This window comes from Rhizobium sp. L51/94, from assembly GCF_019355555.1.
Lineage (GTDB): Bacteria > Pseudomonadota > Alphaproteobacteria > Rhizobiales > Rhizobiaceae > Rhizobium > Rhizobium rhododendri.
On record NZ_CP072142.1, the window covers coordinates 489542 to 511410 of the forward strand.

The 21869-nt window shown below is 60.2% G+C and carries 19 protein-coding genes and 1 tRNA gene; 14 read left to right on the forward strand and 6 right to left on the reverse strand.

Annotated features, from left to right (window positions below; all coding sequences use genetic code 11):
- Positions 1-24 precede the first annotated feature (24 nt).
- The 5 genes from J5274_RS20275 (at position 25) to J5274_RS20295 (ending at position 5375) form a co-directional block, all read left to right on the forward strand.
- The gene (locus J5274_RS20275) at positions 25-1044 is read left to right on the forward strand and encodes a LacI family DNA-binding transcriptional regulator (protein ID WP_219275661.1); all 1020 of its coding nucleotides are present in this window, start codon (positions 25-27) and stop codon (positions 1042-1044) included.
- A 1051-nt stretch (positions 1045-2095) separates the two neighbouring features.
- Positions 2096-3448, forward strand: coding sequence for an LLM class flavin-dependent oxidoreductase (locus J5274_RS20280; RefSeq protein ID WP_219275578.1), 1353 nt, complete (start codon positions 2096-2098; stop codon positions 3446-3448).
- 185 nt (positions 3449-3633) lie between these two features.
- The gene (locus J5274_RS20285) at positions 3634-4005 is read left to right on the forward strand and encodes a response regulator (RefSeq protein WP_219275579.1); all 372 of its coding nucleotides are present in this window, start codon (positions 3634-3636) and stop codon (positions 4003-4005) included.
- Positions 4006-4061: 56 nt separating this feature from the next.
- Entirely contained in the window at positions 4062-4385 is a 324-nt protein-coding gene (locus tag J5274_RS20290) for a hypothetical protein (protein WP_219275580.1), read from the forward strand.
- A gap of 243 nt (positions 4386-4628) precedes the next feature.
- Entirely contained in the window at positions 4629-5375 is a 747-nt protein-coding gene (locus J5274_RS20295) for an outer membrane protein (RefSeq protein ID WP_219275581.1), read from the forward strand.
- A gap of 101 nt (positions 5376-5476) precedes the next feature.
- Here the strand turns inward: J5274_RS20295 and J5274_RS20300 are convergent, their stop codons facing one another.
- Together J5274_RS20300 and J5274_RS20305 are read right to left on the reverse strand one after the other, a co-directional pair.
- The gene (locus J5274_RS20300) at positions 5477-6178 is read right to left on the reverse strand and encodes an ROK family protein (protein ID WP_219275582.1); all 702 of its coding nucleotides are present in this window, start codon (positions 6176-6178) and stop codon (positions 5477-5479) included.
- A gap of 89 nt (positions 6179-6267) precedes the next feature.
- Positions 6268-6834: a DUF4337 family protein gene (locus J5274_RS20305; RefSeq protein WP_219275583.1), complete on the reverse strand. Its 567-nt coding sequence runs from the start codon at positions 6832-6834 to the stop codon at positions 6268-6270.
- Positions 6835-7088: 254 nt separating this feature from the next.
- Between J5274_RS20305 and J5274_RS20310 the strand changes: the two genes are divergently transcribed.
- From J5274_RS20310 to repC, 5 genes are all read left to right on the forward strand, one after another.
- The gene (locus J5274_RS20310; protein WP_219275584.1) at positions 7089-7307 is read left to right on the forward strand and encodes a hypothetical protein; all 219 of its coding nucleotides are present in this window, start codon (positions 7089-7091) and stop codon (positions 7305-7307) included.
- Positions 7308-7603: 296 nt separating this feature from the next.
- Positions 7604-9814 carry a bifunctional diguanylate cyclase/phosphodiesterase gene (locus J5274_RS20315; RefSeq protein WP_219275585.1) on the forward strand — a complete coding sequence of 737 codons (2211 nt, stop codon included), beginning with the start codon at positions 7604-7606 and terminating at the stop codon, positions 9812-9814.
- 242 nt (positions 9815-10056) lie between these two features.
- Entirely contained in the window at positions 10057-11235 is a 1179-nt protein-coding gene (gene repA, locus J5274_RS20320) for a plasmid partitioning protein RepA (protein ID WP_257625731.1), read from the forward strand.
- The gene (gene repB, locus J5274_RS20325; RefSeq protein ID WP_219275586.1) at positions 11232-12251 is read left to right on the forward strand and encodes a plasmid partitioning protein RepB; all 1020 of its coding nucleotides are present in this window, start codon (positions 11232-11234) and stop codon (positions 12249-12251) included. Before repA ends, repB begins: the two co-directional genes overlap by 4 nt.
- Positions 12252-12448: 197 nt before the next feature.
- Complete coding sequence (repC, locus tag J5274_RS20330; RefSeq protein WP_219275587.1) at positions 12449-13771, forward strand: plasmid replication protein RepC; 1323 nt, start codon at positions 12449-12451, stop codon at positions 13769-13771.
- Between the two features lie 251 nt (positions 13772-14022).
- Here the strand turns inward: repC and J5274_RS20335 are convergent, their stop codons facing one another.
- The 4 genes from J5274_RS20335 to J5274_RS20350 all read right to left on the reverse strand — a co-directional run bounded on the left by J5274_RS20335 (position 14023) and on the right by J5274_RS20350 (position 17297).
- The gene (locus J5274_RS20335) at positions 14023-14988 is read right to left on the reverse strand and encodes a dihydrodipicolinate synthase family protein (RefSeq protein ID WP_219275588.1); all 966 of its coding nucleotides are present in this window, start codon (positions 14986-14988) and stop codon (positions 14023-14025) included.
- A 300-nt stretch (positions 14989-15288) separates the two neighbouring features.
- Positions 15289-15365: transfer RNA gene (locus J5274_RS20340), tRNA-Pro, on the reverse strand.
- A gap of 181 nt (positions 15366-15546) precedes the next feature.
- A complete protein-coding gene (locus J5274_RS20345; RefSeq protein ID WP_374113758.1) occupies positions 15547-16461 on the reverse strand; it encodes a proline iminopeptidase-family hydrolase in 915 nt (304 codons plus the stop codon).
- A gap of 53 nt (positions 16462-16514) precedes the next feature.
- Complete coding sequence (locus J5274_RS20350) at positions 16515-17297, reverse strand: LuxR family transcriptional regulator (protein WP_219275590.1); 783 nt, start codon at positions 17295-17297, stop codon at positions 16515-16517.
- 124 nt (positions 17298-17421) lie between these two features.
- Between J5274_RS20350 and J5274_RS20355 the strand changes: the two genes are divergently transcribed.
- The 4 genes from J5274_RS20355 to J5274_RS20370 are packed head-to-tail and all read left to right on the forward strand — an operon-like array spanning position 17422 to position 21850.
- Positions 17422-18312, forward strand: coding sequence for a proline iminopeptidase-family hydrolase (locus J5274_RS20355; protein WP_219275591.1), 891 nt, complete (start codon positions 17422-17424; stop codon positions 18310-18312).
- A 51-nt stretch (positions 18313-18363) separates the two neighbouring features.
- The gene (locus J5274_RS20360) at positions 18364-19302 is read left to right on the forward strand and encodes an ABC transporter permease (protein ID WP_219275592.1); all 939 of its coding nucleotides are present in this window, start codon (positions 18364-18366) and stop codon (positions 19300-19302) included.
- On the forward strand, positions 19299-20150 hold the full coding sequence (locus J5274_RS20365) for an ABC transporter permease (protein WP_219275593.1): 852 nt from the start codon (positions 19299-19301) through the stop codon (positions 20148-20150). Before J5274_RS20360 ends, J5274_RS20365 begins: the two co-directional genes overlap by 4 nt.
- Positions 20147-21850, forward strand: coding sequence for an ABC transporter ATP-binding protein (locus J5274_RS20370; RefSeq protein WP_219275594.1), 1704 nt, complete (start codon positions 20147-20149; stop codon positions 21848-21850). The genes J5274_RS20365 and J5274_RS20370 overlap by 4 nt, the downstream gene beginning before the upstream one ends.
- The last annotated feature ends 19 nt before the right edge of the window (positions 21851-21869 follow it).

Genomic DNA, 21869 nt, shown 5'->3' on the forward strand with positions numbered 1-21869 from the left:
AAGGTGGCGAAACCGATAAGGACGATGGAGGATTTTTCCGAACTCGTCGGCCTGTCCCGTCCGACCGTGTCGAAATACTTCAACGATCCGAGCTCGGTGCGCCGCAGGACGAGGGATCTCATCGAGGATGCGCTGAAGAAATCCGGCTTTCGTCCCAACATGTTCGCCGTCAACCTCAACCGCCGGCGCAGCAATATCATCGGCGTCATCATCCCGAATTCGACCGATCCGTTCTATATGGCGCTCACCCGCCGGATCGAGCTCATCGCCAACGAGGCCGGATTTCTGGCTTTCGTGCTGTCCTCGGATGGCAAGGCCGGAATGGAGGACGAGGCGATCAAGACCTTCAAGTCGCTGAATGTTGCCGGCGCCATCATCGCGCCTCTCGGGATAGAATCGCACCATGCGACGCTGCAGCAGCTCGGCCAGAGCATTCCCCTCGTCTATGTGGACTCGCCGCTCGACGAGACCTCTGCCTTTGTCGGCACCAACAACCGCCAGAGCTTCAGCCTCGTCGTCGATTACCTCTGCCGCTCCGGCGAGCCGCCCTGCTATTTCGGAATGCCTGACGTCAACACCAATGCCGCGACCAGGCGCCTTGCCTATATCGAGGCGATGGAGCAATTCCGCCTCACCCCCGAACTCGTCGGGCTGTCCTCCGTTGCCAGCTGGGATTTCGAGCGTTTTGGCTTCGAGGAGGCAAACCGTATCCTGGCGTCGACATCCGGCTTTCCCTCCAGGACCATCCTTTGCGCCAACGACCGCGTCGCCTTCGGCGTTATTTCCGCCGCCTACCAGAAGGGACTGCGGGTCGGGCACGGCGCCGATTGCGATTTGCGCGTCGCCGGACATGACGATCATCCGCTTTCGCGCTACGCCTGTCCGCCGATCACCACGGTTGCCCAGAACTACAACGAGATCGGCAAGCTCGCCATCGAGCTCCTGCTCAACAAGCTCGGCGAATCCACCGCCGCCACGCCGTCGGCTACCGTCGAGGAACGCATCCTGCTCAATGCCGAACTCATGCTGCGCAGTTCCGCCTGATGGCATCGCTCTGATCCAAGGGGTTGGTTGCCTGCGGTTGTCGTCTGCATGGCTTCTCGTAGATTGGCCCACGCCTCCCCGTTCACGCGACCTGTTCGGTCCGTGTCATGACAATTCTGATGGCCGGGGCACACCGAGTGCCTGATGATTTTTTAGTTAAGTGACACCAGATGTGCCCCGTTCGACAGTTTTTATCCGCAACTCCGGATCCTCTGTTTCCGACCCAGGTCCCGTTTCGGGGAAAAGCTGCCGGAGTTATGCCACACAGGCACGCCGAGCCTAGGGGCTCGAAGGGATCCACTTTCTGCGGACCCTCGAAGACGTCGCCTGCGTAGACGGCAACCCCTCCAAGACCCGGTCCCACCTCGCCGGCAACGCAGACCGGTGTATCCAATGGCGGAACGGGGTGATTATAGATCGGGTCGAAAGCATGGGGATGAAATTATGATGCCGGCATTGTTTCCAAACGGAAATCCCAACGGTTTATCCCCGTGAGGTGCTGCGAGCAGGGGCGAGGGAGTAAAGCGAGAGGAGAGAGTGCGAGAGATAGAGAGAGTGTGTGCGTGCGTGTGAGGTCAGAAAGATCATAAAACCGGAAAGAGCCACCCCCGACCTTCCTTGTGCCTGTGTCTGTCACAGGAATCCAGCCGCCCAAGTCTTTGGGCAAAAGCACGTTCCCCATCAACAGAGGGCCCTCTCACGGCGCAGACGCGCCGTGACTGGATTCCTGTGACGAGCACAGGAAGAGGGTGTGGTGGGCATCCCAGGCGGGTTGGGCCTTCAAGGGCTCGGCAATTATGGATATATGTTTCATTGGGTTCGGGCGCTTGGATACGCTTCATTTTCCGATGCCTTGCTCGATATGCGTCCCGCTCCCTCGTGCCTGACCTGTCACACTCGCCCCTCCCCTGCTCTCTCGCCCTGCCGGGGGAAAGTGTGGAGAAAATGCGGGTGGCGCGCGGTTTGCGGCTTGTTCAATGGTGCGGGCGGCAATAGCATCGGGGTCCCTGCGGTCTGCAGGCCAGGCTTTACCATGCAAGGAACAGAATCGATGGTGCGTGACGATAAGCTGAAGCTCGGGACATTTGTCTATACTTTTGGATTTCATCCCGCGGCATGGTTGCATCCCGACAGCGATGTCAACGGTGCGAATGAGTTCAGCCATTTTCTCAACATCGCGAGGCTGTCGGAAGCGGCGAAGTTCGATTTCATGTTCCTCGCCGATTCCGCTGCCTCGGCAGTCGGCGATGCCGATGCGCTGGCGCGCCAGCCGACCAAGATGAACCGCTTCGAGCCGACATCGCTGCTTTCGGCGTTGGCTGTCACCACCACCCATCTCGGCCTGGTGGGAACGGTTTCCACCAGCTATTACGAGCCCTACAACGTTGCCCGCATCTTCGCCTCCATCGACCAGTTGTCGAAGGGTCGCGCCTGCTGGAACGTCGTGACCTCCGACCACAACGAAACCGGTTATAATTTCAACCGCGAGGGCCTCGATCCGCATGAGGTGCGCTACGAGCGCGGGACGGAGTTCGTCGATGTCGTCTTCGGCCTGTGGGATAGTTTCGAGCGGGATGCGCTGTTGCGCGACCGGGAAAGCGGCATCTACTACGACAAGGAAAAGCTGCATACGCTCGACCACAAGGGCAAGCATTTCCAGGTTCGCGGGCCGCTCAACATCGCCGGCTCGCCGCAGGGCCGCCCGGTCATCGCACAGGCCGGCGGTTCCGAGGCCGGCATGGATCTCGCTGCCCGCACCGCCGAGGTGGTGTTCGGCCTTGCCTCCAACATCGACCGTAGCCGCGCCTTCTACAAGAACGTCAAGGGTCGCATGGCCGCCTATGGACGCAGCGAGGACGACCTGAAGATCATGCCGGGGGTGGTGCTGAATGTCGGCGCGACCATGGCCGAGGCGCAGGCCAAAGTCGATTTCATGATCGACAAGCTGCATCCCGATGTCGGCCGGCTGATGCTGTCCGAATTTCTCGAGGCCGACCTCACCGGCGTGCCGCTCGACCAGCCCTTCCCCATGGACCGCCTGCCGACAACGCCGCGCGGCTCCAAGGCGCTGTTCGACGAACTGGTGGATTTCGTCAACAAGGGTCATACCGTCGGCGAGTTGGTGCGCCACTATGCCGAGAAACATACCGGCAACGGGATCACGGGCACGCCGACCCAGATTGCAGACTTCATGGAGGAATGGTTCGAGACACGTGCGGCCGACGGCTTTATCCTGATGTTCCCGACACTGCCGTCCAGCCTCGCCGACTTCACAGAGCTGGTGCTGCCGGAATTGCGTCGGCGCGGCCTGTTCCGGGAAGAATACGAGGGCACGACGCTGCGCGAAAATCTAGGCCTGTCGATGCCGGTCAACCGCTACACGGCGGCCCGCAACAAGGGTTGAGCGAGGGGCGCCACAGCCCCAGTTGCCGGGGCCTCGGCGCCTGTACCCGAACGGCGGGGGATGACCGCCGACCCACCGTCCGCTTTCGGACCGGGCGTGAGGCTGCACATAAACAACACGTTATCAAGTCTTGAAGTGTCCCTGAGGATGCCTACTTCGGCAGCGATCGTTAGGGTGGAGTAGACATGAAAGTTTTAGTGGTTGAGGACGAACCGATCATCGCGTTCGACCTCGAAAATCTCGTCCTCGATAATGGATTCGAGATTGCCGGGCTGGCGCGCACACAGGTCGAGGCGCTGGCTCTGGCGCCCAAAGCCGACATTGCCCTTGTCGACATACAGCTCGCGGATGGTCCGACGGGCCCCAAAATTGCCCGCGAACTGATCGATCGGTACGGGATCGAAGTGATTTTCATGACGGGCAATCCGGAGATGGTCGCTGATTTCTCCGACGCCGTCTGCGTCGTGCCGAAACCGCAGAGCCTCGGGAAGATAGAGGCGGCTTTGTTGAAGTCCTTGTCCATCCTACAGGGCAAGCGGCGCGCGCGCGCATCCTAGGCAGAACTGTTTCGATTCATCTGCCGCAAATCTCATGACAGGCTTGAAACGCATCTATGACTACGCAGCATACACGTGCCGACATATTGGCGAACACTCTCGAAAAATTCCGGGGGGCCGGTGTTCCCATCGATGCCGATCCCATCCTGCGCGGCTGGCTGGAAGCCTGGGTCGATGGCGGTTTGAAGATGTCCGACATTGCGCAGCGCTACCAGGACCTGCTGAAACAACGGCTGAGCGCCAACCCAAAGGTTGCGGGTGGCGATGAAGCCAAGGATCCGCTCAGCCTGGAAGATAACCACCGGCTCATGGACCGGCATGAGTTGCTGGAAGAAGTGGCAAGGCTGCTGTCCGATAAGCCCGAAAACAGCGGCCAATGATCCGCTTTTGCTCTCGAAAAGCTTATCAGCGCTTGCCGGAGTTGCATGCCGCAGAAGCCTTGCCTTTCTCTGGTTGAGGGCGGTGCAGGGATTGTGGCAAGTTCGCAACGGTATGTCATTAGCTTCAGGCTGAAACCCTAAAAACATAAATAGAAGCAATGCAAATCGCTAACATGCGCCTATATGCATTATTCATTGAAGAAGTCTGAACCGAACACCTTAAAAAATGTCCAAGGAAATCAAATGAAGAAGCTCCTCCTCGCGGCCCTGGTCTCAACCTCGCTGGTTTCCGTCGCAGCCGCTGCTGACATGACGCCACCGATGCAGCCACCAGCTGCCGTTGACAACGGCATGGGTTTTTACATCGGCTCGCTGAGCTCGGTTTCCTTCCTGAAGCACACCGATTTCGACGTCGCTGGTCTCAACATCGACACCAAGTACGACACCGGCTTCTACAGCGCACTGCGCGGCGGTTATAACTTCGGCTCCATGGGCTTCGTTGCACCGCGCGTCGAACTCGAAGTTGGTTACGGCACGGCATCGGTAGACGAACACAAGCTGACGGGCTTCGGGGGCTTCGGCTCGATCAACTCCTACGGCGACGCGAACACCATCCAGGGCTTCGTCAACGGCTACCTCGACATTCCGCTGGCACCGGCTGGCGACACCGGCATGCTTTCGGTCTTCACGCCTTACGTGGGCGGCGGCGTCGGTGCGATGAACCTCAAGCTGCGCAAGCAGGGCGTTGGCGGCGTTGGCACGCTGATGGACGACAGCAACACGGCATTCGCCTACCACCTCGACGCCGGCGTCGGCATCAACCTGCAGCCGATTTTCTCCGGTTCGTCGCTGTTCGAAAAGACCACGCTCGACATCGGCTATCGCTACACTGCAGCCGACAACTTCGACTTCACGGCGCGCGACGGTTCGACATCCAGCACCGACTACCGCAGCAACGCTGTTACCTTCGGTCTCCGCAAGCAGTTCTAAGATCTGCTTCGGACCTCAAAAGCTTCTTCAAACGGCCCCGGCAAATATGCCGGGGCCGTTTTCGTTTCGACTGGTATTGTGTTTTCGAAACCGTTTCCGGTTCAGACGATCAAGGTGGAATCGCGCCAGAGGCGGAAGCCGCCTTCGAAAGCGAGGGTGTTGTCGCCACGACGGCAGGATTTTGGAAGCTCGTCCAGCTTGTCGACATTGCCGCCGCCGATGACGATGTAGTCCGGCAGCAAGGCTGCTTTCATCCGATCGACGACATCGAAGACGTGTCCGCGCCACTTCTTCTTGCCACGCTTTTTCAAGCCGGCTTCGCCGAGGTAGTCTTCGAAGCTCTTGCCTTTCTTGTGCGACAGATGGGCCAGTTCCATCGGTTGAGCGACATTCTCGATGACCATGGCAGATCCCAACCCGGTACCGAGCCCGAGGAAAAGCATGCGGCCGCCATCGTAGCTGCCGATAGCCTGCATCAGCGCATCGTTGACGATCTTGACCGGCTTGCCGAAGCTGTGGGCGAAATCGAAGCCGACCCAGCCGTCACCGAGGTTGACCGGTTCCTCGATTGCGAAATTGCGGCGAACAGGACCGGGAAAGCCGATCGAAATCACATCGAATTCCCAATCGCTGACGAGCGTCTCGACAGCGCTGACCATGGCTGTCGCCGTCAGGGACGCTCCCGATTCTATTTTCCGCTCCGGCGTGCCAGCGCTGGTCATCACCTTCACATGCGACCCGCCGACATCGATCGACAGCACGACCTGCGGCTTGTCTGCGCTGTGGCTCTTGGTTTTCGTCATCGTTGTTTCCTGTATCTTCAGCTTCTGGAATATCGCTATATCTCGGTGAGGCATCAGACAAAAGCAATATGCCGTGACCTCGTCGGAGATTACGGCAGATAGGCGACGGCGGTAATCGCCGTTCCCACCACGCCAAGTGCCAGCGAGGCATACCACGGCCAGCGCTGGCCGCCGGTGATGATGGCAATCGTGGCGATGGCGATGGCAATGTGGAGAAAGGTGGTAGCGACCGTCAGGAAATGATGGCGGTGCTCATGGTGTGTCGCTTCGACGTTCGATTGCTCCGACCGAACTTCGAATTCCTTCGCGGTCTTGGCGGCATCCTGGCTTTCGGTCTCGTTGCGCCTCGCCTGCGCCTGCCAATCGGCCGCTGCCGCCCCGCCCTGGGCCGCAGCGATGTCATACATGTTCTTCTTCAGGCTCTTCGCCTCGAAGAAATTCCAGTTGTCGGTCGCCTTGTTCTGGAAGAGCACCGCCTCGGAGCGAGCGGCCGTCGCAGCCCCGCTCTCGATGGTCTCGAGACTGCCGGCGCTGGCAGCGAGGACGGCGAGAATGGCAATGCTGACGGCAACCCTCGACAGGAAGGAATTGCCGCTATGGGCAGCGTGCTGTGCATGCTCGGTATGCTCGAAGGCTTCCGTGGCGTCGTTTTCCATCAATGTTTCCAATTGTTGACTGCATGGTTCGGGGCCGCAGTCAAAGTCGTTCACCAAGGCAATTTTGTGTTGGCAGCATCGTTTAGACTGAAGCCCGCTCTGCAACGCATACTTTATTAAGAGTCATCGCCGCCAGATTGCGAAGTTGCTGTAATATAACGGTGAATTAACGTCGATTCCGACAATCTCGTAAGCTGGATTGACTCCGGTTGCTTCTTCTCTAAACTTGGCTGCAAAAGATAAGGGGCGAAAAGATGACGCGGTTCGAAGAAACCAGAAGAATAAAGTGCCGGGACGATGCCGGGCGTCACATTGTCATTATCGAGCAGAAGAAATGGCCGCGTTTTGCCTTTGCCAACCAGCCGATAGAGCCGGTATTCGACTATATGACCGAAGACGGACAGGTGGCAAACAAGCTCGAGGGCGAAGATTTCCTCTTGCTCCTGACAGATGAAGTTTTTCACGCTGCCTGAGGCTTGCAGCCACTAACACGTCTCCGCAATCCTATAGTTCTAAGCACTGAATTGCGCTTCCGCGCGATCACTGGCGCGCCTTCGGCTGTCGTGCCGGCACGTTCCCCCGCATCGCCGCCGTGTCATCGTCGGCCAATCTGATCGCATGCAGCTTGGCCGCCTTCGAATGAGTTCGCCACGGCAGTCTCAGGCATCGAAAAACATACCTGTCGGTAAAATTGTAGCTGCGTTTTGTCAGCTAATTAAGGGTCTAGTGTTATAAACGATCCCTGACGTGAATGGCCGTGAGCATCCAGATGAATTACCCCCTCGCCGACAACGAAGAAGATCGCATCAGGGCGTTGGATTCATTCGGGCAGATGAATACGTCCCCGGATCCAGATTTCGACCAGATTGTGCAGATGGCCTCGCGGATATTCGACGTTCCGATCGTGCTGGTTTCGCTGGTGCACCGCGACCGGCAATTCTTCAAGGCGCGAGTTGGCCTCGATGTGTGCGAAACCGGACGAGACGTGTCGTTCTGCACTTACGCGATCATGGCGGCAGACGTCTTCGTCGTTCCCGACGCGAGCCTGGACCCACGGTTCAGTGACAATGCACTGGTCACCGGTTCTCCCCATATCCGCTTCTATGCCGGCGCGCCGCTGTTGACCAAGGATGGTCACGGTATCGGTAGCCTTTGCCTGATCGACAATAAACCGAGGCTTGATTTCTCCGAGCGGGACAGGCGGGTGCTCCAGGATCTGTCTTCCATGGTGCTGGATCGGATGGAGTTCCGCCGTCTGGAGTGTTCCGACAGGGAAAGCCGCAGCCGCTTCCGCAATATCGCTTCGACCTCTCCGGACGGCATTATTTGCGCCGATAGCAACAATCGCATTACCTCGTGGAACGGCGCAGCCGAGGCCATGTTCGGCTACACCGTCGATGAGGCGCTCGGACAGTCCCTCGACATCATCGTGCCGAAGGCGATGCATGCGAGACACGGTGCCGGACTGGCGCGCGTGGCCGCTGGCGGCCCTGCCCGCATCATCGGTACGTCGGTGAACCTCACCGCCTGCAGGCGCGACGGTTCCGAGTTTCCCATCGAACTCTCCCTCTCCCAGTGGTCCGAGAGCGGCGAGCGTTTCTTCGGCGCGATCATTCGCGACATCACGCTGCGGACAGAGGCGGAACGCCAGATGAAGCTCGCTGCGGAATTCGACCATCTTACCGGCCTTTCCAACCGCCCAAGCCTCAATCGCCAGATGAACCGGGCCTGTTCGTCGGGCGCCCACGCCACCGTGGTGCTGATCGATCTCGACGGATTCAAGGACGTCAACGATATGCTTGGACATTCGGCTGGAGACTTCGTGCTGCAAGTCGTTGCCGAAAGGCTGCGAAAGGCGACCGCTGAGGACCAGATGGTGGCGCGTCTCGGCGGCGATGAGTTTGTGATCTTTCTCACCGGTACGGCCGATCCACTCAAGGCTGCCAATCTCGGACTGTCGCTGATCGCCCTCATCGAGGAGCCGATCGAATTCGAGGACCAGCCGATCCACATCGGTGCCAGCATCGGGATCGCCGTGACGATTGCCGGCGATTGCAACTATGAAGAACTTCTCGGCAACGCCGATCTTGCGCTCTACCAGGCTAAAGGCGACGGACGTCATCTGGTCCGGGTGTTTACGCCCGAACTACGCCAGAGCGCCTCGCGCAAGGGTGCGATCAGCTCGTCGTTGCGCCAGGCATGGCAGCGCCGGGAGTTCGAACTTTACTATCAGCCCCAGGTCAACCTTACCGACGGGCGCCTGACCGGCGCCGAAGCGCTGATAAGGTGGAACCACCCGACGCTCGGAGTGGTGTCGCCGTCTGCTTTCCTGCCGGTGCTGGAGGTCGGCCTTCTTGCTGTGCCCGTCGGCGAATGGATCCTGCGCTCCGCCTGCCGGCAGGCGGCCCGCTGGCGGCGTGCCGGGATTGCGGATTTTCGCATCGGCGTGAACCTCTTTGCAGCCCAGTTTCGCACCCGAGATTTTGCGGAGGTGGTCGAGGCGATCCTACAAGAGTTCGACCTGCCGCCGGCTGCACTCGAACTCGAGATCACCGAGAACATCATTCTCCAGAATGAGCAACGGATCATGCAGCCGCTGCGTCGCCTGCGGGCACTCGGTGTCGGTATTGCCTTCGACGACTTCGGGACCGGCTTTGCATCTCTCAGCCTGCTGAAGGACTATCCGGTCAGCCGGCTGAAGATCGACCGCTCCTTCGTCAGCGGTGTCGATCGCAGCGAGAAGGACGGGGCCATCATTGAGGCCGTCGTCAAACTGGCCGACGGCTTCAGCCTCGAGGTTATTGCCGAAGGCATCGAAACGTCGGAACAGGAAATGCTGATGCAGCACTACAAATGTGACGAGGGGCAGGGCTATCTCTACGGCAGGCCGATGACCGTCGATGCCTTCGAGCAGCGCTACCTCGCCAATGAGGCCCGCAGTGACAACCCTGCCCTTGTGGCCCGCATGGCCGAATCATAGAGATTGTCGTAACAATACGCTTGCCTTGGGCAAGTCGTTTCAGGATATGGCGCTGATAAGTTGCCAGGTGGCAACTTCGTCAGACCAGCGCCACCCGGATCTTCCGGCGCTAACCGGTCATTAACCCTTATTTTCTTGCCAAGCATTGCGACTCGGAGCATCCTCGCCTACGGATAATCCTGATAGCTTGGAGAAAATGCGTAGTTATGACGAAGGCCCGTAGTCAGCTTGGGGATACCCTGATGCCGAGGCGTCCAATGACGGAAGTCATTGCGGCCGATGGCGCTGCTTTATCGCAGGAGCTGCTGGCGATGCGTCAGGCGCTTTTCCCGCCGGTATCGCAGAAAACCTTACGGTCATTTTCCTCCGTCGAGTCGGCAAAGCTTATCGGCATTGCCGACGCTTATCTTCGCCAGCTTTCGTTGAATGGCAAAGGCCCGCAGCCGACAATCACCGCCGGCGGTCGTCGCTCCTATACGCTCGATCAGATCAACGAGATCCGCGTTGTGCTGGATGAGAATTCCAAGGGCAAGCACTATGTGCCCCGTCGTCGCGAGGGCGAGCATTGCCAAGTCATGGCGGTGGTCAATTTCAAAGGTGGCAGCGGCAAGACAACGACTGCAGCGCACCTTGGGCAATATCTCGCCCTGCAGGGATACCGCGTTCTTGCTGTCGACCTCGATCCGCAGGCGTCGCTGACTGCCTTGCATGGCTATCAGCCGGAATACGATATCGGCCCTAACGAGACGATGTACGGCGCCGTCCGCTACGATGGCGATCGGCGCCCGCTCACCGACATCATTCGCCGCAGCTATATACCGGGTCTCGATCTGGTGCCGGGTAACCTGGAGCTGATGGAGTTCGAACACGATACGCCGCGCGCTCTTGCCGAGCGGTCTGCAGAACCGTTTTTCGGGCGTGTCGCATCGGCTCTGGGGACAGTTGCGGACAACTACGACGTCATGGTCCTCGACTGCCCACCCCAACTCGGTTTCTTGACGCTCGGAGCCCTGTGTGCGTCGACCGGCCTGCTGATCACGGCTCATCCGCAGATGCTCGACGTGATGTCCATGTGCCAGTTCCTGTTGATGGCATCCGATCTTCTCGGCGTCGTCCAGGAGTCCGGCGGGGATCTCGACTATGATTTCATCCGCTATGTTGTGACGCGCTATGAGCCCTCCGATGCGCCGCAGGCGCAGATGGTCGGATTCATGCGGTCGCTGTTCCGTGAACGCGTGCTCACGAATGTCATGTTGAAGTCGACGGCGGTGTCGGATGCCGGTCTCTCCAAGCAGACGCTCTACGAGGTAGGCCGGGAGAACTTTTCCAAGAACACCTATGACCGCGCCATCGAATCTCTGGATGCAGTCAACGGTGAAATCGAAAGCCTGATCAGGCAGGCCTGGGGGAGGGCAGCATGAGCAGAAAAGACACTCTCAAGGCCATGCTTTCGCGCCGTGAACAGGAGTTGCCAGCTGGCAACTCCACGGCTGGTGACCCTGCCCCGCAGGTCGAACTGCCAGCGGAAAAGAAGCTTCATCACATACGCTCCGGTGCCGTGGGTGCCATGGGTCGCTCCCTCGGCAATATCGCCAGCGCTGCCGATCAGGCGAGAGCGCTGATCGCAGCTGGCGCTGCTGTTGTCGAAATACCGACGGAAAAAATCGAAGCCTCCTTCATTTCGGATCGCCTCGCTGACGATGGTGTCGATCTGGCCCGTCTCACCGATGCAATTCGCGAATCCGGCCAGAAAAGCCCCATCCTCGTTCGCCCTCACCCTGACAAGCCGGACAGCTACCAGATCGCCTTCGGTCATCGCCGCGTACGCGTCATGGCGGCCCTCAAGCTGCCGGTGAAGGCCGTGGTGCAGAACCTCAGCGATGAAGAGCTGGTGGTTATCCAGGGGCAGGAAAATTCGGCGCGTGCCGACCTCAGCTATATCGAGCGCGGACTGTTTGCTCTTGCACTGGAAGAACGCGGCTTCGACCGTCGCGTCATCATGTCGTCGCTCGGTATGGAGAAGACGCAGCTGTCGAAGCTGATGAGCGTCGCCCATTCGGTGCCGCGGTCGCTGATCGAAGCGATCGGTTCGGCACCGAAGGCCGGTCGTCCGCGATGGGTGGCACTTGCAGAACGTCTCGCCGATGCAAAGCAGGGTTCCGCGCTGCAAAGCCTGCTCGATAGCCGGGCATTCAGGGATGCCGACAGCGACAGCCGTTTCGGCCAAGTGATGGAATCTCTGGCTGTCCAGAAGACGCGCAAGAAGCCCGAGGCTGTGAAAAGCAGTGCCGGTGTTCGGCTGGCGACGCTCGAGCGCGGAGGTTCAAAGATCAATATGGTGTTCGACGAAAAGACAGCACCGGCTTTTGCCGATTACGTCGCCGCGCGGCTAGCGGAGCTGCATCAATCCTATCTCGCGGAGCGACAGGCAGATTAAGCCCCAGCATCGCGAAACCGTTTCAACGAAGCAAGAGAGGACTATACCGCAAAAGAAAAAAGCCCCCGAACGTTGCCGTAACGGAAGCTTTCTCTAAGTCTCGCAGCTTGAGAATCGCATTTCCCGGAATCACTGTCAAGAGTCTTGGCGCCGTTTGGTGAGCACATTTCTATTGCCTTATTGAAGGTGACGAGAAAATGCAGACAGGAAGTGTGACGACGCCCTTTGGGCGGCGGCCGATGACGCTTGGCATGCTGGCAAGCCAGTACAAGGCCAACGACATCGCGCCGGAACAGTCAGTCGACAAGTGGAAGATCTTTCGCGCGCTGTGCGAAGCAAAGCCGCTGCTCGGTCTTTCCGACAGGGCGCTGGCGGTGCTGAACGCGCTGCTCAGCTTCTATCCGGGCAATGAGCTCAGTGCAAAGCACGGCCTTGTGGTCTTTCCCTCCAACGCCCAGCTATCGATCCGCGCCCACGGCATTGCTCCAGCGACCCTGCGCCGCCATCTGGCAGCCCTGGTCGAGGCCGGATTGCTGGTGCGCAAGGATAGCCCGAACGGCAAGCGCTTTGCGCGCCGGGACGGGGAGGGGGAGGTCGACCAGGCCTATGGCTTCAATATCGCCCCGCTGATTGCGCGTGCCGATGAGATCCAGGCATTGGCAGCGCAGGTCACCGTCGACCGCGCCCAGTTCAGGGCGATGCGCGAGCGTCTGTCGCTCTGCCGGCGTGACATTGCCAAGCTGATCGAGACCGCTCTGGAAGAGGGTGTGCCGGGCGACTGGACGATGGTGCATGGCCATTTCCGCGATCTCGTGGCCCGGATCCCGCGCTCACCCGACATCCATGACATCACGCCTATTGTCGAAGAGATGGAGATGCTGCGCGAGGAAGTGCTCAACCTGTTGGAAGTTCGTATAAATGTTCAAAATATGCACGGCAATGAGTCCCAAGCTGAGCGTCACATACAGAATTCAAATCCCAAATCTAATTCTGATCTTGAACCAGCTTCGAATAAGAAGCAGGGCGAAACATCGGCAATCCAACCACAGGCGCCGGATATGCCGATGGCAAGCACCACTGCAACGGATGAGAGCGGCGAGCGCAAAAGCGTGACGGATGGCCGTCCGGTGAAACCGCGAAGGATGGCGATGGCCGGCGGAGATCAACCGGGTCTGAAGGCGTTTCCGCTCGGGCTTGTGCTGCAGGCCTGCCCGGAAATCCTGTCCTACGGCCCGGGTGGCAGTATCGGCAGCTGGCGCGACCTGATGGCGGCGGCCGTCGTCGTCCGCTCCATGCTGGGGGTCAGTCCCAGCGCCTACGAGGAGGCCTGCGCCATCATGGGGCCCGAGAATGCGGCGACCGTCATGGCCTGCGTGCTGGAACGAGCCGGCAGCATCACCTCGGCCGGCGGATATCTGCGCGACCTCACTCGCAGGACGGAGCGCGGCGAGTTCGCCATCGGTCCGATGCTGATGTCGCTCGCAAGGGCCAATGCAGGCAGACGCGAGCGGACAGGGTGAGGGGATTGTAGCTGCCGATTTGCTCGATAGGATACTCTCGGTGTCAATTCGGCCACGCTGAGGTCTGAGCACCGGAAGCATTGTGCCCTTTTACTACCGGTAAACTGCCGACTGCTAATTACTGCAGATGGTTAACAGTTCGTAAAAATAGTTTTTCGAGGTAAATAGTTCGGGCATCGGGTCAAGAGGTCGCCAAGGCTCGCGGCAATTTCTTGCTGAGCCTTGGCAATGCGTTTCGAAGTTCTACAGCCTCAGGCGGCCTTGCTTTCGCCGACCGCGGCAAACTGCTTCGACCAATCGGCATACCAGGTCTGGAACAGGGCAAACTGCTTTTCGACGAAACCGCGCTGGCTGTCGGACAGACTGTCCGTTTCGTTGAAGTGCAGCGTGAATTCGGGATGGCCGGTGAGCACGAGCATGTGCTTGTAGTAGAGAACCAGATCCGGGCCTTCATCGAAAGAGGACAGGACGCCAAGCGCCGCTTCGAGTTCCAGAGCGTGGGCGCGGGCCTTTGCATCGCCGGCGGCTGCGGCCTCGGACAGGGAAACGAGATGCAGGACTTCGCGGGGCAGAACATTGCCGATCCCGGTGATGGCGCCAGACGCGCCGCAATTGACGAAACCGTGGAAGACCGCGGTATCGACGCCGACCATCAATGTGACGCCGTCGTCGCGGCTGGTGATATTTTCAGCCGCATAGCGAAGGTCGGACGGACCGCCGAATTCCTTGAAGCCGATGAGGTTCTTATGTTCGTTGCGGAGCTCAAAAAACAGGTCGGCGCGGGTGGCAAAGCCGTAATAGGGGCTGTTGTAGATGACAGCCGGAAGTTCTGGGGCAGCCGAGAGAACCGTCTTGAAGTGGGCGCGCTGGGCCGAAACCGACGTTCCGCGCGACAGCACGCGCGGGATGACCATCAGGCCGTGGGCGCCGACGCGCTGGGCGTGGGCAGCGTGAGCGGCTGCCATCCGGGTGTTGACGGCGCCGGTACCGACGATGACGCGAAGACCTGCCTTCACCAGGCGCTCGACGCCTTCCATCCGCTGCTCGTCCGTCAGCAGTGGCCAGTCGCCCATCGATCCACAATAGACCACGGCAGACATGCCGGCCGCGACCAGTTCCTTGCCCTTGCGCACGAGACCGTCGAAGTCGGGGCTGCGGTCGGCATTGCATGGCGTCATCAGGGCCGGAATGCAGCCGGTGAAAATATTGGAAGTCATTGCACTCTCCATCATGGGTTCGGTCAGCAGCGGTGTCGCGGCGATGTTTCCTTGTATACAGTTTGTATTTTAATGTCGATGGCGAATTTGCAGCGGCTTATGGATTGTCGGCCGTGTGCCTTGGTCGGAAAACGGAGCGGGGAAGGGGTGGCAACAAGGCGTGGGAATGTCACCCAAGACGCCCGGCAAGCGACGAAGGGTTCGCGGTTCGCGCCAAGAACGCAAAAGCCCATGCGGCAGGCGCCGCACTACAACAACACAAATTATAAAAGGGGGAAAGTCAGCTTTAAAAGCTGAAGTTGGTCGGAGTGGAGAGATTCGAACTCCCGACCCTCTGGTCCCAAACCAGATGCGCTACCAGGCTGCGCTACACTCCGAACCGTTGGTGAGGCGGGGATACACAATTCACTCCCCGCCTGCAACAGCAAATGTGCCGGCATTGCCGTTGCAGGCCGATTTTCCTCTTCGCCCCACAAATTGCGGCCCGTACTGCCCCTTGTTCAGCGCCGGCTGGCGGCTTGTCTTGATGACATATGCCGTCAGCCCTGCATTTTAGGATCAATCGTGCGCGCAGAGAAATGCGGAGACCGTCTGCATGCAGAGATCCTTTTCCTCGACATGCGGCATATGGCTGGAATTTTCGAACAGCACCCATCGGCAATCGGGCACCCGGTCGACATAAGGCTTGACCACGAGCGGCGTCGCTTCGTCGTATTTTCCGGAGATCAGCAGCGTCGGGGCGGTGATCCGGCCCAGCCGGTCCTCGATCGTCCAGTCCTTCATGGTGCCGATGACGTGGAATTCGGTCGGTCCGTTCATGTTGCGGTAGACCGTGCTGTCTTCTTCCATGATCTCGAAGGTCCGGGCCACTTCGGGAGGCCAGGGGGTGACGCGGCAGACGTGGCGGTCGTAAAAGACGCGGGAAGCGGCGATGTACTCGGGGTCGGTAAGCGTGCCTGCGAGTTCGTGGCGGAGCAGGGTGTCCTGGATGTCCAGTGGCAATGCTTCCCGCAAGCGGTTGGCCTCCGATACCCACGTGTGCATGTTGGCCGGCGAATTGGCGATGACGAGCGCCTTCAGGCCGTCTGGTTGCCGCACCGCGTGTTCCGCGCCGAGCATGCCGCCCCAGGACTGCCCGAGAAAGGCATAGCGGTGCTGGATGCCGAGATGGGTGAGAAGAGCGTCGAGTTCCTCGAGGAACAAGGCGGGCGTCCAGAAGTCCGGGCCCTTATCCGGCAGGCGGGTCGAGTTGCCGTTGCCAAGCTGGTCGTAGTGGATGACGGCGCGGCCATCGAGGCCCGCGATCTCCTTGAATGCATCGACATAGTCATGGGTGCAGCCGGGACCGCCATGGGCCACCACCAGCGGCAGCCGGTCGCTATCGAGCGATCCGGTGATGCGGAACCAGGTCCGGTAGGTCCGGAACGGCAGATAATCTTCTTTCGAGGTCACGTCGGCCACCTGCGTCTCCATCTCGATGAACTATCGGGAGCAGCATAGAGGCGGAGGCGTGCCACCGGCAGCTATCACAAGTTATAGGATGGCGGGGTTTCCAGCAGCCGGTAATGGGTGGCGCGGACGACGGCCTGGGTGCGGTTCCTGGCGCCGAGCTTCCGGGCAGCGGCATTCAGGTGCATGACGACGGTCGGCACGGAGCGCTCGATGATCCGCGAGATCTCCTTGGCCGAAAGTCCCTCCGCGGAATAGCGCAGGCATTCCCGCTCCCGCTCCGTCAATCGCATCTTGGCGACCGTCAGGGCAGCGTTGTCGAACAGGCAATAGGCCGCCTCGTGGAAGACATGGGCAAGCAGCCCGAAGTCGGCGATGTAACGCAGGGCATGTTTCTCGAAGTCGCCGTTCTGCCCGAACCTAATGCCGGTGACCGTTGCATAATCGCCGCGCGGCATGTGAACCGGCACGGTGACGCCCGTCGACATGTCGTGCTCGCTGAGATAGCGGGCAACGGGTTCGCTGGCTTCGCTCATGAACCTGTTGATGACCGTACCGGCGCGCCGGTCGTAGTCCCAGAAGAATGGCGTCGAGGTGCGCAATGCTACCTGCTGTACCGGGTCGAGCCGGAAATAACCGCGGTCGAACCAGTATTCGTGCATGTCGTCGGAGATATTGCGCAGCTTCAGCAGCGAGGGAAGCATGATGCCGCCGTCGAGGTCGTAGGGCACCGGCGTGTAGTCGTAGATCAGCGCCTCGAAGCCGAGCTTCTTGATCGCCTCGAACGCGTGGTCGATGCGCCCGTCGAGGGTGTTGTGGGCAGTGAACTGCCGTCGGATCGTCCCAATCTCATCGAGCATCGCTGTTCCCCGGTCATCGAACCGCGACCTATCACTTCTTATAGCTGGTAACGCAGCCGGTTTCCGGTAAAAATTTAGTCATGCCCAAAAGTTGAGCAAGAGAAATCTTCCTGGAGCCCCATCGATGTGGCATGAAATGCAGCCGGACGCCCGCTACGAGGTCGAATTCGACGGCTTCAAGGTCGTGGCTTACAGCGTTGGCAGCGGCAGTGAAACGGTGTTTTGCCTGAATGGCGGACCGGGGCTTGCCTGCGACTATCTTCGTGAAGCGCACAGCTGCCTTGCCGAAAAGGGCTATAGGGTCGTTACTTTCGACCAGCTGGGGACGGGGGCATCGGATCGGCCGGACGACGCCGCGCTATGGACAATCGAGCGCTATGTCGAGGAGACCGAGACGGTCCGCCAGGCGCTGGGCCTCGGCAAGGTGCATCTGCTCGGTCACTCCTGGGGCGGCTGGCTCGCCATCGATTATGCGTTGCGCTACCCGGACAATCTCCTTAGCCTCATCCTCGAAGACACTGTCGCTGACATGCCGCATCTGATCCAGGAACTGGACAGGTTGCGGGCGGCGCTCGGGCCCGAGACCGTGGCGATGATGCAGAAGCACGAGGCGCAAGGGACCTACGAACATCCCGAATACCAGGCGGCGCTGACGATCCTCAGCTACCGCCATGTCTGCCGGCTTGCCGAATGGCCGGCGCCTGTCCGCCGCTCGCTCGATGACTGGAACATGGCACCCTACATGGCGATGCAGGGGCCGAACGAGTTCCTCTATATCGGCAATCTCAAGGATTGGAACCGCATCCCGGATCTGGGGCGCCTGACGCTGCCGGTGCTGATCACGGTAGGCGAGCACGACGAACTGACGCCGGCCTGTGCCCTGCGCATGAAGCTGGCCCTGCCGAATGCGGAGCTGAAGGTTTTCTCCAACGCCAGCCACATGCCGTTCTACGAAAATCCTGGCGACTACTACCCGGCGCTTCTCGATTTCCTCACCCGGCAAAAGGCTGTCTGATGCCATGTGAGTACAAAGAAGTCCGGCTGGAGCGAGGGGGCATGCGCCACGATGCATCGCTATAAGTTCATCCTGACCCGGCCGCTGCAGTTCGTGCCGGTGTTGTTCGGCATCAGCGTCATCACCTTCATCCTCGTCCGTCTCATTCCCGGCGATCCAGTGCGCAATATTCTCGGTACCCGCGCGACGCCCAGTGCCATCGCCAATATCCGCGCCCAGTACGGCCTGGATGAGCCGATGTGGGTGCAGTACTTCTATTTCCTGCGCAATCTCGCCAATGGCGAAATGGGCAAATCCATCCTCTACAAGATCGATGTGCTGAAGCTCATCGTCACCCGTATAGAGCCGACGCTGGCGCTGGTCGCGACGAGCGTCGTCCTGTCGGTGCTGATTGCGGTGCCGCTGGCAGCGATTGCAGCGCGCAGCAATGGGCGCGCGCCCGACCACATCATTCGCGTCGTCTCGACGTTCGGCATCGGCTTCCCGCCGTTCTGGCTGGGGCTGATGCTGATCATCCTCTTCAGCGTAGATCTCGGTTGGCTGCCGGTTTCGGGCTACGGCAATACGCTCAGCGAAAAGGCCGCTCATCTGCTGTTGCCGAGCCTGACCATTGCCTTGTCGCTCTCCACCGTTCTCACCCGCAGCCTGCGCACCGCGATGATCGAAGGTCTGAAATCCGACGTCGCGACTGCGGTGCGGGCGAGGGGCATGCCGGAAAGCACCGTCTTCTGGCGCCACGTCTTGCCTAACTCTCTTTTGCCGACCATCAACCTGCTTGCCGTCAACATCGGATGGCTCATCGGCGGGACCGTGGTCGTCGAAACCGTCTTTGCCCTGCCCGGTATGGGGCAACTGCTGGTCCGCGCCATTTTCTCCCGCGACTACATGGTGGTCCAGGGTGTCGCCATGGTCTTTGCATGCGCCACGGTGTTCATCAACTTCATTGCCGATATCGCGACGGTGATGGTCGATCCGAGGGTGCGGCTATGAGTGTACCATTGGCGTTTTCGACTGCGTTCGGCTGGCGCCGCGTCTTCGGGGGCCGGCTGACCCTAGCCATCGGTGCGGGCATCCTGCTTTTCTTCGTGCTCGTGGCCGTCGGTGCGCCGTTGATTGCGCCCTACGACCCGATCCTGCAGGCCGCCGACGTGCGTCTGCAGGCACCGACGTTGCTGCACCCCTTCGGCACCGACAATTTCGGGCGGGATATCCTGTCCCGCGTCATCTGGGGTACGCGGATCGATCTACAGATTGCGGTGATCGGGGTTCTCTTTCCCTTCATGATCGGCACGACGGTCGGCACTATCGCCGGCTTCTTCGGTGGGCCGGTCGACGCGGTTTTCATGCGGCTCGTCGATATCATCCTTGCCTTCCCTTTTGTGGTGCTGATGCTGTCGATTATCGCCATCCTCGGGCCGGGGCTCGGCAGCTTCTATATCGCCATGGCGCTGGTGGGATGGGTGTCCTACGCGCGGCTCATCCGTGCGCAGATGCTGGTGCTGAAAAGCAGCGACTACGCGGTCGCGGCCGTCAGCCTCGGTTTCAGCCGCCCGCGCATCATGTTCCGGCATCTGCTGCCCAATGCTATCGCCGGATCGCTGGTGTTCTCGATGTCGGATGCAGTGCTGGTTCTCCTCAGCGGCGCCGCAGTCAGCTATCTCGGCCTCGGCGTGCAGCCGCCGCTGGCCGAATGGGGTGTCATGGTGGCCGAGGGACAGAGCTTCCTGACGACGGCCTGGTGGATCACACTGTTTCCCGGCTTGTCCATCGTCTTCCTGGCTTTCGGTTTCAGCATGCTCGGCGATGCGCTTGGCGATCTCTTCGGAGTACAGGAATGATCAGTCCCATTCTCTCTGTCCGGGATCTGACCGTCAGGCTGCATGGCCTCGGCGAGGAGAGGACGCTCATCGATGCTGTCTCGCTCGATGTCGGCAAGGCCGAGATTGTCGGGCTCGTCGGCGAAAGCGGCTCCGGCAAGAGCCTGTTCTGCCGCTCGCTGGTGCGGCTGATGCCGTCGTCGCGCCTGAAGATCGACAGCGGCTCCGTGCTGCTGGATGGCCGCGACCTGACCGAAATCAGCGACGCCGAGATGCTGAAGGTCCGGGGGGCCGAGATCGGCATGATCTTCCAGAACCCGACGAGCCACCTCGACCCCGTCATGCGGATCGGCGATCAGATTGCCGAAGGTATCCGCTATCATCAGGATGCAAGCCCGCGTGACGCGAAGGCCGCAGCCATCGACATTCTGGGCCAGGTCGGGCTGCCCGATCCAGTCCGCCAGTACGACAGTTACGCCCACGAATTTTCCGGCGGAATGCGGCAGCGCGCAATGATCGGGGTTGCGCTGTCCTGCAATCCCAAGATCCTGATTGCCGACGAGCCGACGACTGCCCTCGATGTCACCATCCAGGCGCAGATCCTGCGGCTGCTGATGGACATCCGCGACAAACGCGGCCTTTCGATCATTCTCATCACGCATGACCTCGGCATCGTTGCCCAGACCTGCGACCGGATCGCCGTGCTGCGTGGCGGACGATTGCTCGAGACGGGGTCGAAGCGCCAGGTCCTGTCCGCGCCGCGCGATCCCTATACTGTCAGCCTGATCGCCAGCCATCCTTCTATCGTCGAAGAGGCGCCGTTCTCCGTCGGATGCGTCAGCGCCGCAAAGCCGGTTGAGCGGCCGCTTCTCGAGGTGGACGACCTCTATGTGCGCTTTGCCCTGGGCGGTGGGCTGTTCAAGGCTGGCGCGAAAACTGTCACTGCGGTTTCCGGCGTGAGCCTGCGGATCATGCCCGGCGAAAGTGTCGGGGTGGTCGGCGAATCCGGCAGCGGCAAGAGCACGCTCGCCCGCGCCATTCTCGGCCTGACACCGATCTCCTCCGGCCATGTCTCGTTCGAGGGTATCGATCTTGCCCAGCAGAGGCGCGCCGCCCTCGACAAGTTGCGCCATGAGGCGGCGATGGTGTTTCAGGATCCCTACAACGCACTCAATCCCCGGCTGCGCATCGGCGACATGCTTGCCGAAGTGCTGCGCGTGCAGGGCAAGACCTCTGCCGCCGATATTCCGGCGCGGATCGCCGAGCTTCTGGACCTTGTCGGCTTGGAGCGTGAGTTTGCCAACCGCAGGCCGCGCAGCATGAGCGGCGGGCAATGCCAGAGGGCGGGGATCGCCCGGGCGCTGGCCGTCGATCCGAAACTGATCATCGCAGACGAATGCGTCGCCGCCCTCGACGTGACGATCCAGGCGCAGATCATCGAACTGTTCCGGGATCTGAAGCGGAAGATGAACCTGACGCTGATCTTCATCGCCCATGACCTCGCCATCGTGCGCAATCTTTGCGACCGGGTCGTCGTCATGTATCGCGGCGAGATCGTCGAGGAGGGGCTCTGCGCAGAGGTTTTCGCCCGGCCGAAGCATCCCTACACCGCAGCCCTGATCGCGGCGATTCCCGATATCGATCCGGACAAGCCCTTGCTTGCCGACATCGCCTGCGAGCAGCGATTGACGCTACCACCTTCACTCGAACGACTGTCATAACAAAAAAGGGAACGATATC

What these genes read in the sequence shown, in the direction of transcription:
- J5274_RS20275 (WP_219275661.1), top strand. Translation starts at nt 25, where the DNA reads ATGGAGGATTTTTCCGAACTCGTCGGCCTGTCCCGTCCGACCGTGTCG.
- J5274_RS20280 (WP_219275578.1), top strand. Translation starts at nt 2,096, where the DNA reads ATGGTGCGTGACGATAAGCTGAAGCTCGGGACATTTGTCTATACTTTT.
- J5274_RS20285 (WP_219275579.1), top strand. Translation starts at nt 3,634, where the DNA reads ATGAAAGTTTTAGTGGTTGAGGACGAACCGATCATCGCGTTCGACCTC.
- J5274_RS20290 (WP_219275580.1), top strand. Translation starts at nt 4,062, where the DNA reads ATGACTACGCAGCATACACGTGCCGACATATTGGCGAACACTCTCGAA.
- J5274_RS20295 (WP_219275581.1), top strand. Translation starts at nt 4,629, where the DNA reads ATGAAGAAGCTCCTCCTCGCGGCCCTGGTCTCAACCTCGCTGGTTTCC.
- J5274_RS20300 (WP_219275582.1), bottom strand. Translation starts at nt 6,178, where the DNA reads ATGACGAAAACCAAGAGCCACAGCGCAGACAAGCCGCAGGTCGTGCTG.
- J5274_RS20305 (WP_219275583.1), bottom strand. Translation starts at nt 6,834, where the DNA reads ATGGAAAACGACGCCACGGAAGCCTTCGAGCATACCGAGCATGCACAG.
- J5274_RS20310 (WP_219275584.1), top strand. Translation starts at nt 7,089, where the DNA reads ATGACGCGGTTCGAAGAAACCAGAAGAATAAAGTGCCGGGACGATGCC.
- J5274_RS20315 (WP_219275585.1), top strand. Translation starts at nt 7,604, where the DNA reads ATGAATTACCCCCTCGCCGACAACGAAGAAGATCGCATCAGGGCGTTG.
- repA (WP_257625731.1), top strand. Translation starts at nt 10,057, where the DNA reads ATGCCGAGGCGTCCAATGACGGAAGTCATTGCGGCCGATGGCGCTGCT.
- repB (WP_219275586.1), top strand. Translation starts at nt 11,232, where the DNA reads ATGAGCAGAAAAGACACTCTCAAGGCCATGCTTTCGCGCCGTGAACAG.
- repC (WP_219275587.1), top strand. Translation starts at nt 12,449, where the DNA reads ATGCAGACAGGAAGTGTGACGACGCCCTTTGGGCGGCGGCCGATGACG.
- J5274_RS20335 (WP_219275588.1), bottom strand. Translation starts at nt 14,988, where the DNA reads ATGACTTCCAATATTTTCACCGGCTGCATTCCGGCCCTGATGACGCCA.
- J5274_RS20345 (WP_374113758.1), bottom strand. Translation starts at nt 16,461, where the DNA reads ATGGAGACGCAGGTGGCCGACGTGACCTCGAAAGAAGATTATCTGCCG.
- J5274_RS20350 (WP_219275590.1), bottom strand. Translation starts at nt 17,297, where the DNA reads ATGCTCGATGAGATTGGGACGATCCGACGGCAGTTCACTGCCCACAAC.
- J5274_RS20355 (WP_219275591.1), top strand. Translation starts at nt 17,422, where the DNA reads ATGTGGCATGAAATGCAGCCGGACGCCCGCTACGAGGTCGAATTCGAC.
- J5274_RS20360 (WP_219275592.1), top strand. Translation starts at nt 18,364, where the DNA reads ATGCATCGCTATAAGTTCATCCTGACCCGGCCGCTGCAGTTCGTGCCG.
- J5274_RS20365 (WP_219275593.1), top strand. Translation starts at nt 19,299, where the DNA reads ATGAGTGTACCATTGGCGTTTTCGACTGCGTTCGGCTGGCGCCGCGTC.
- J5274_RS20370 (WP_219275594.1), top strand. Translation starts at nt 20,147, where the DNA reads ATGATCAGTCCCATTCTCTCTGTCCGGGATCTGACCGTCAGGCTGCAT.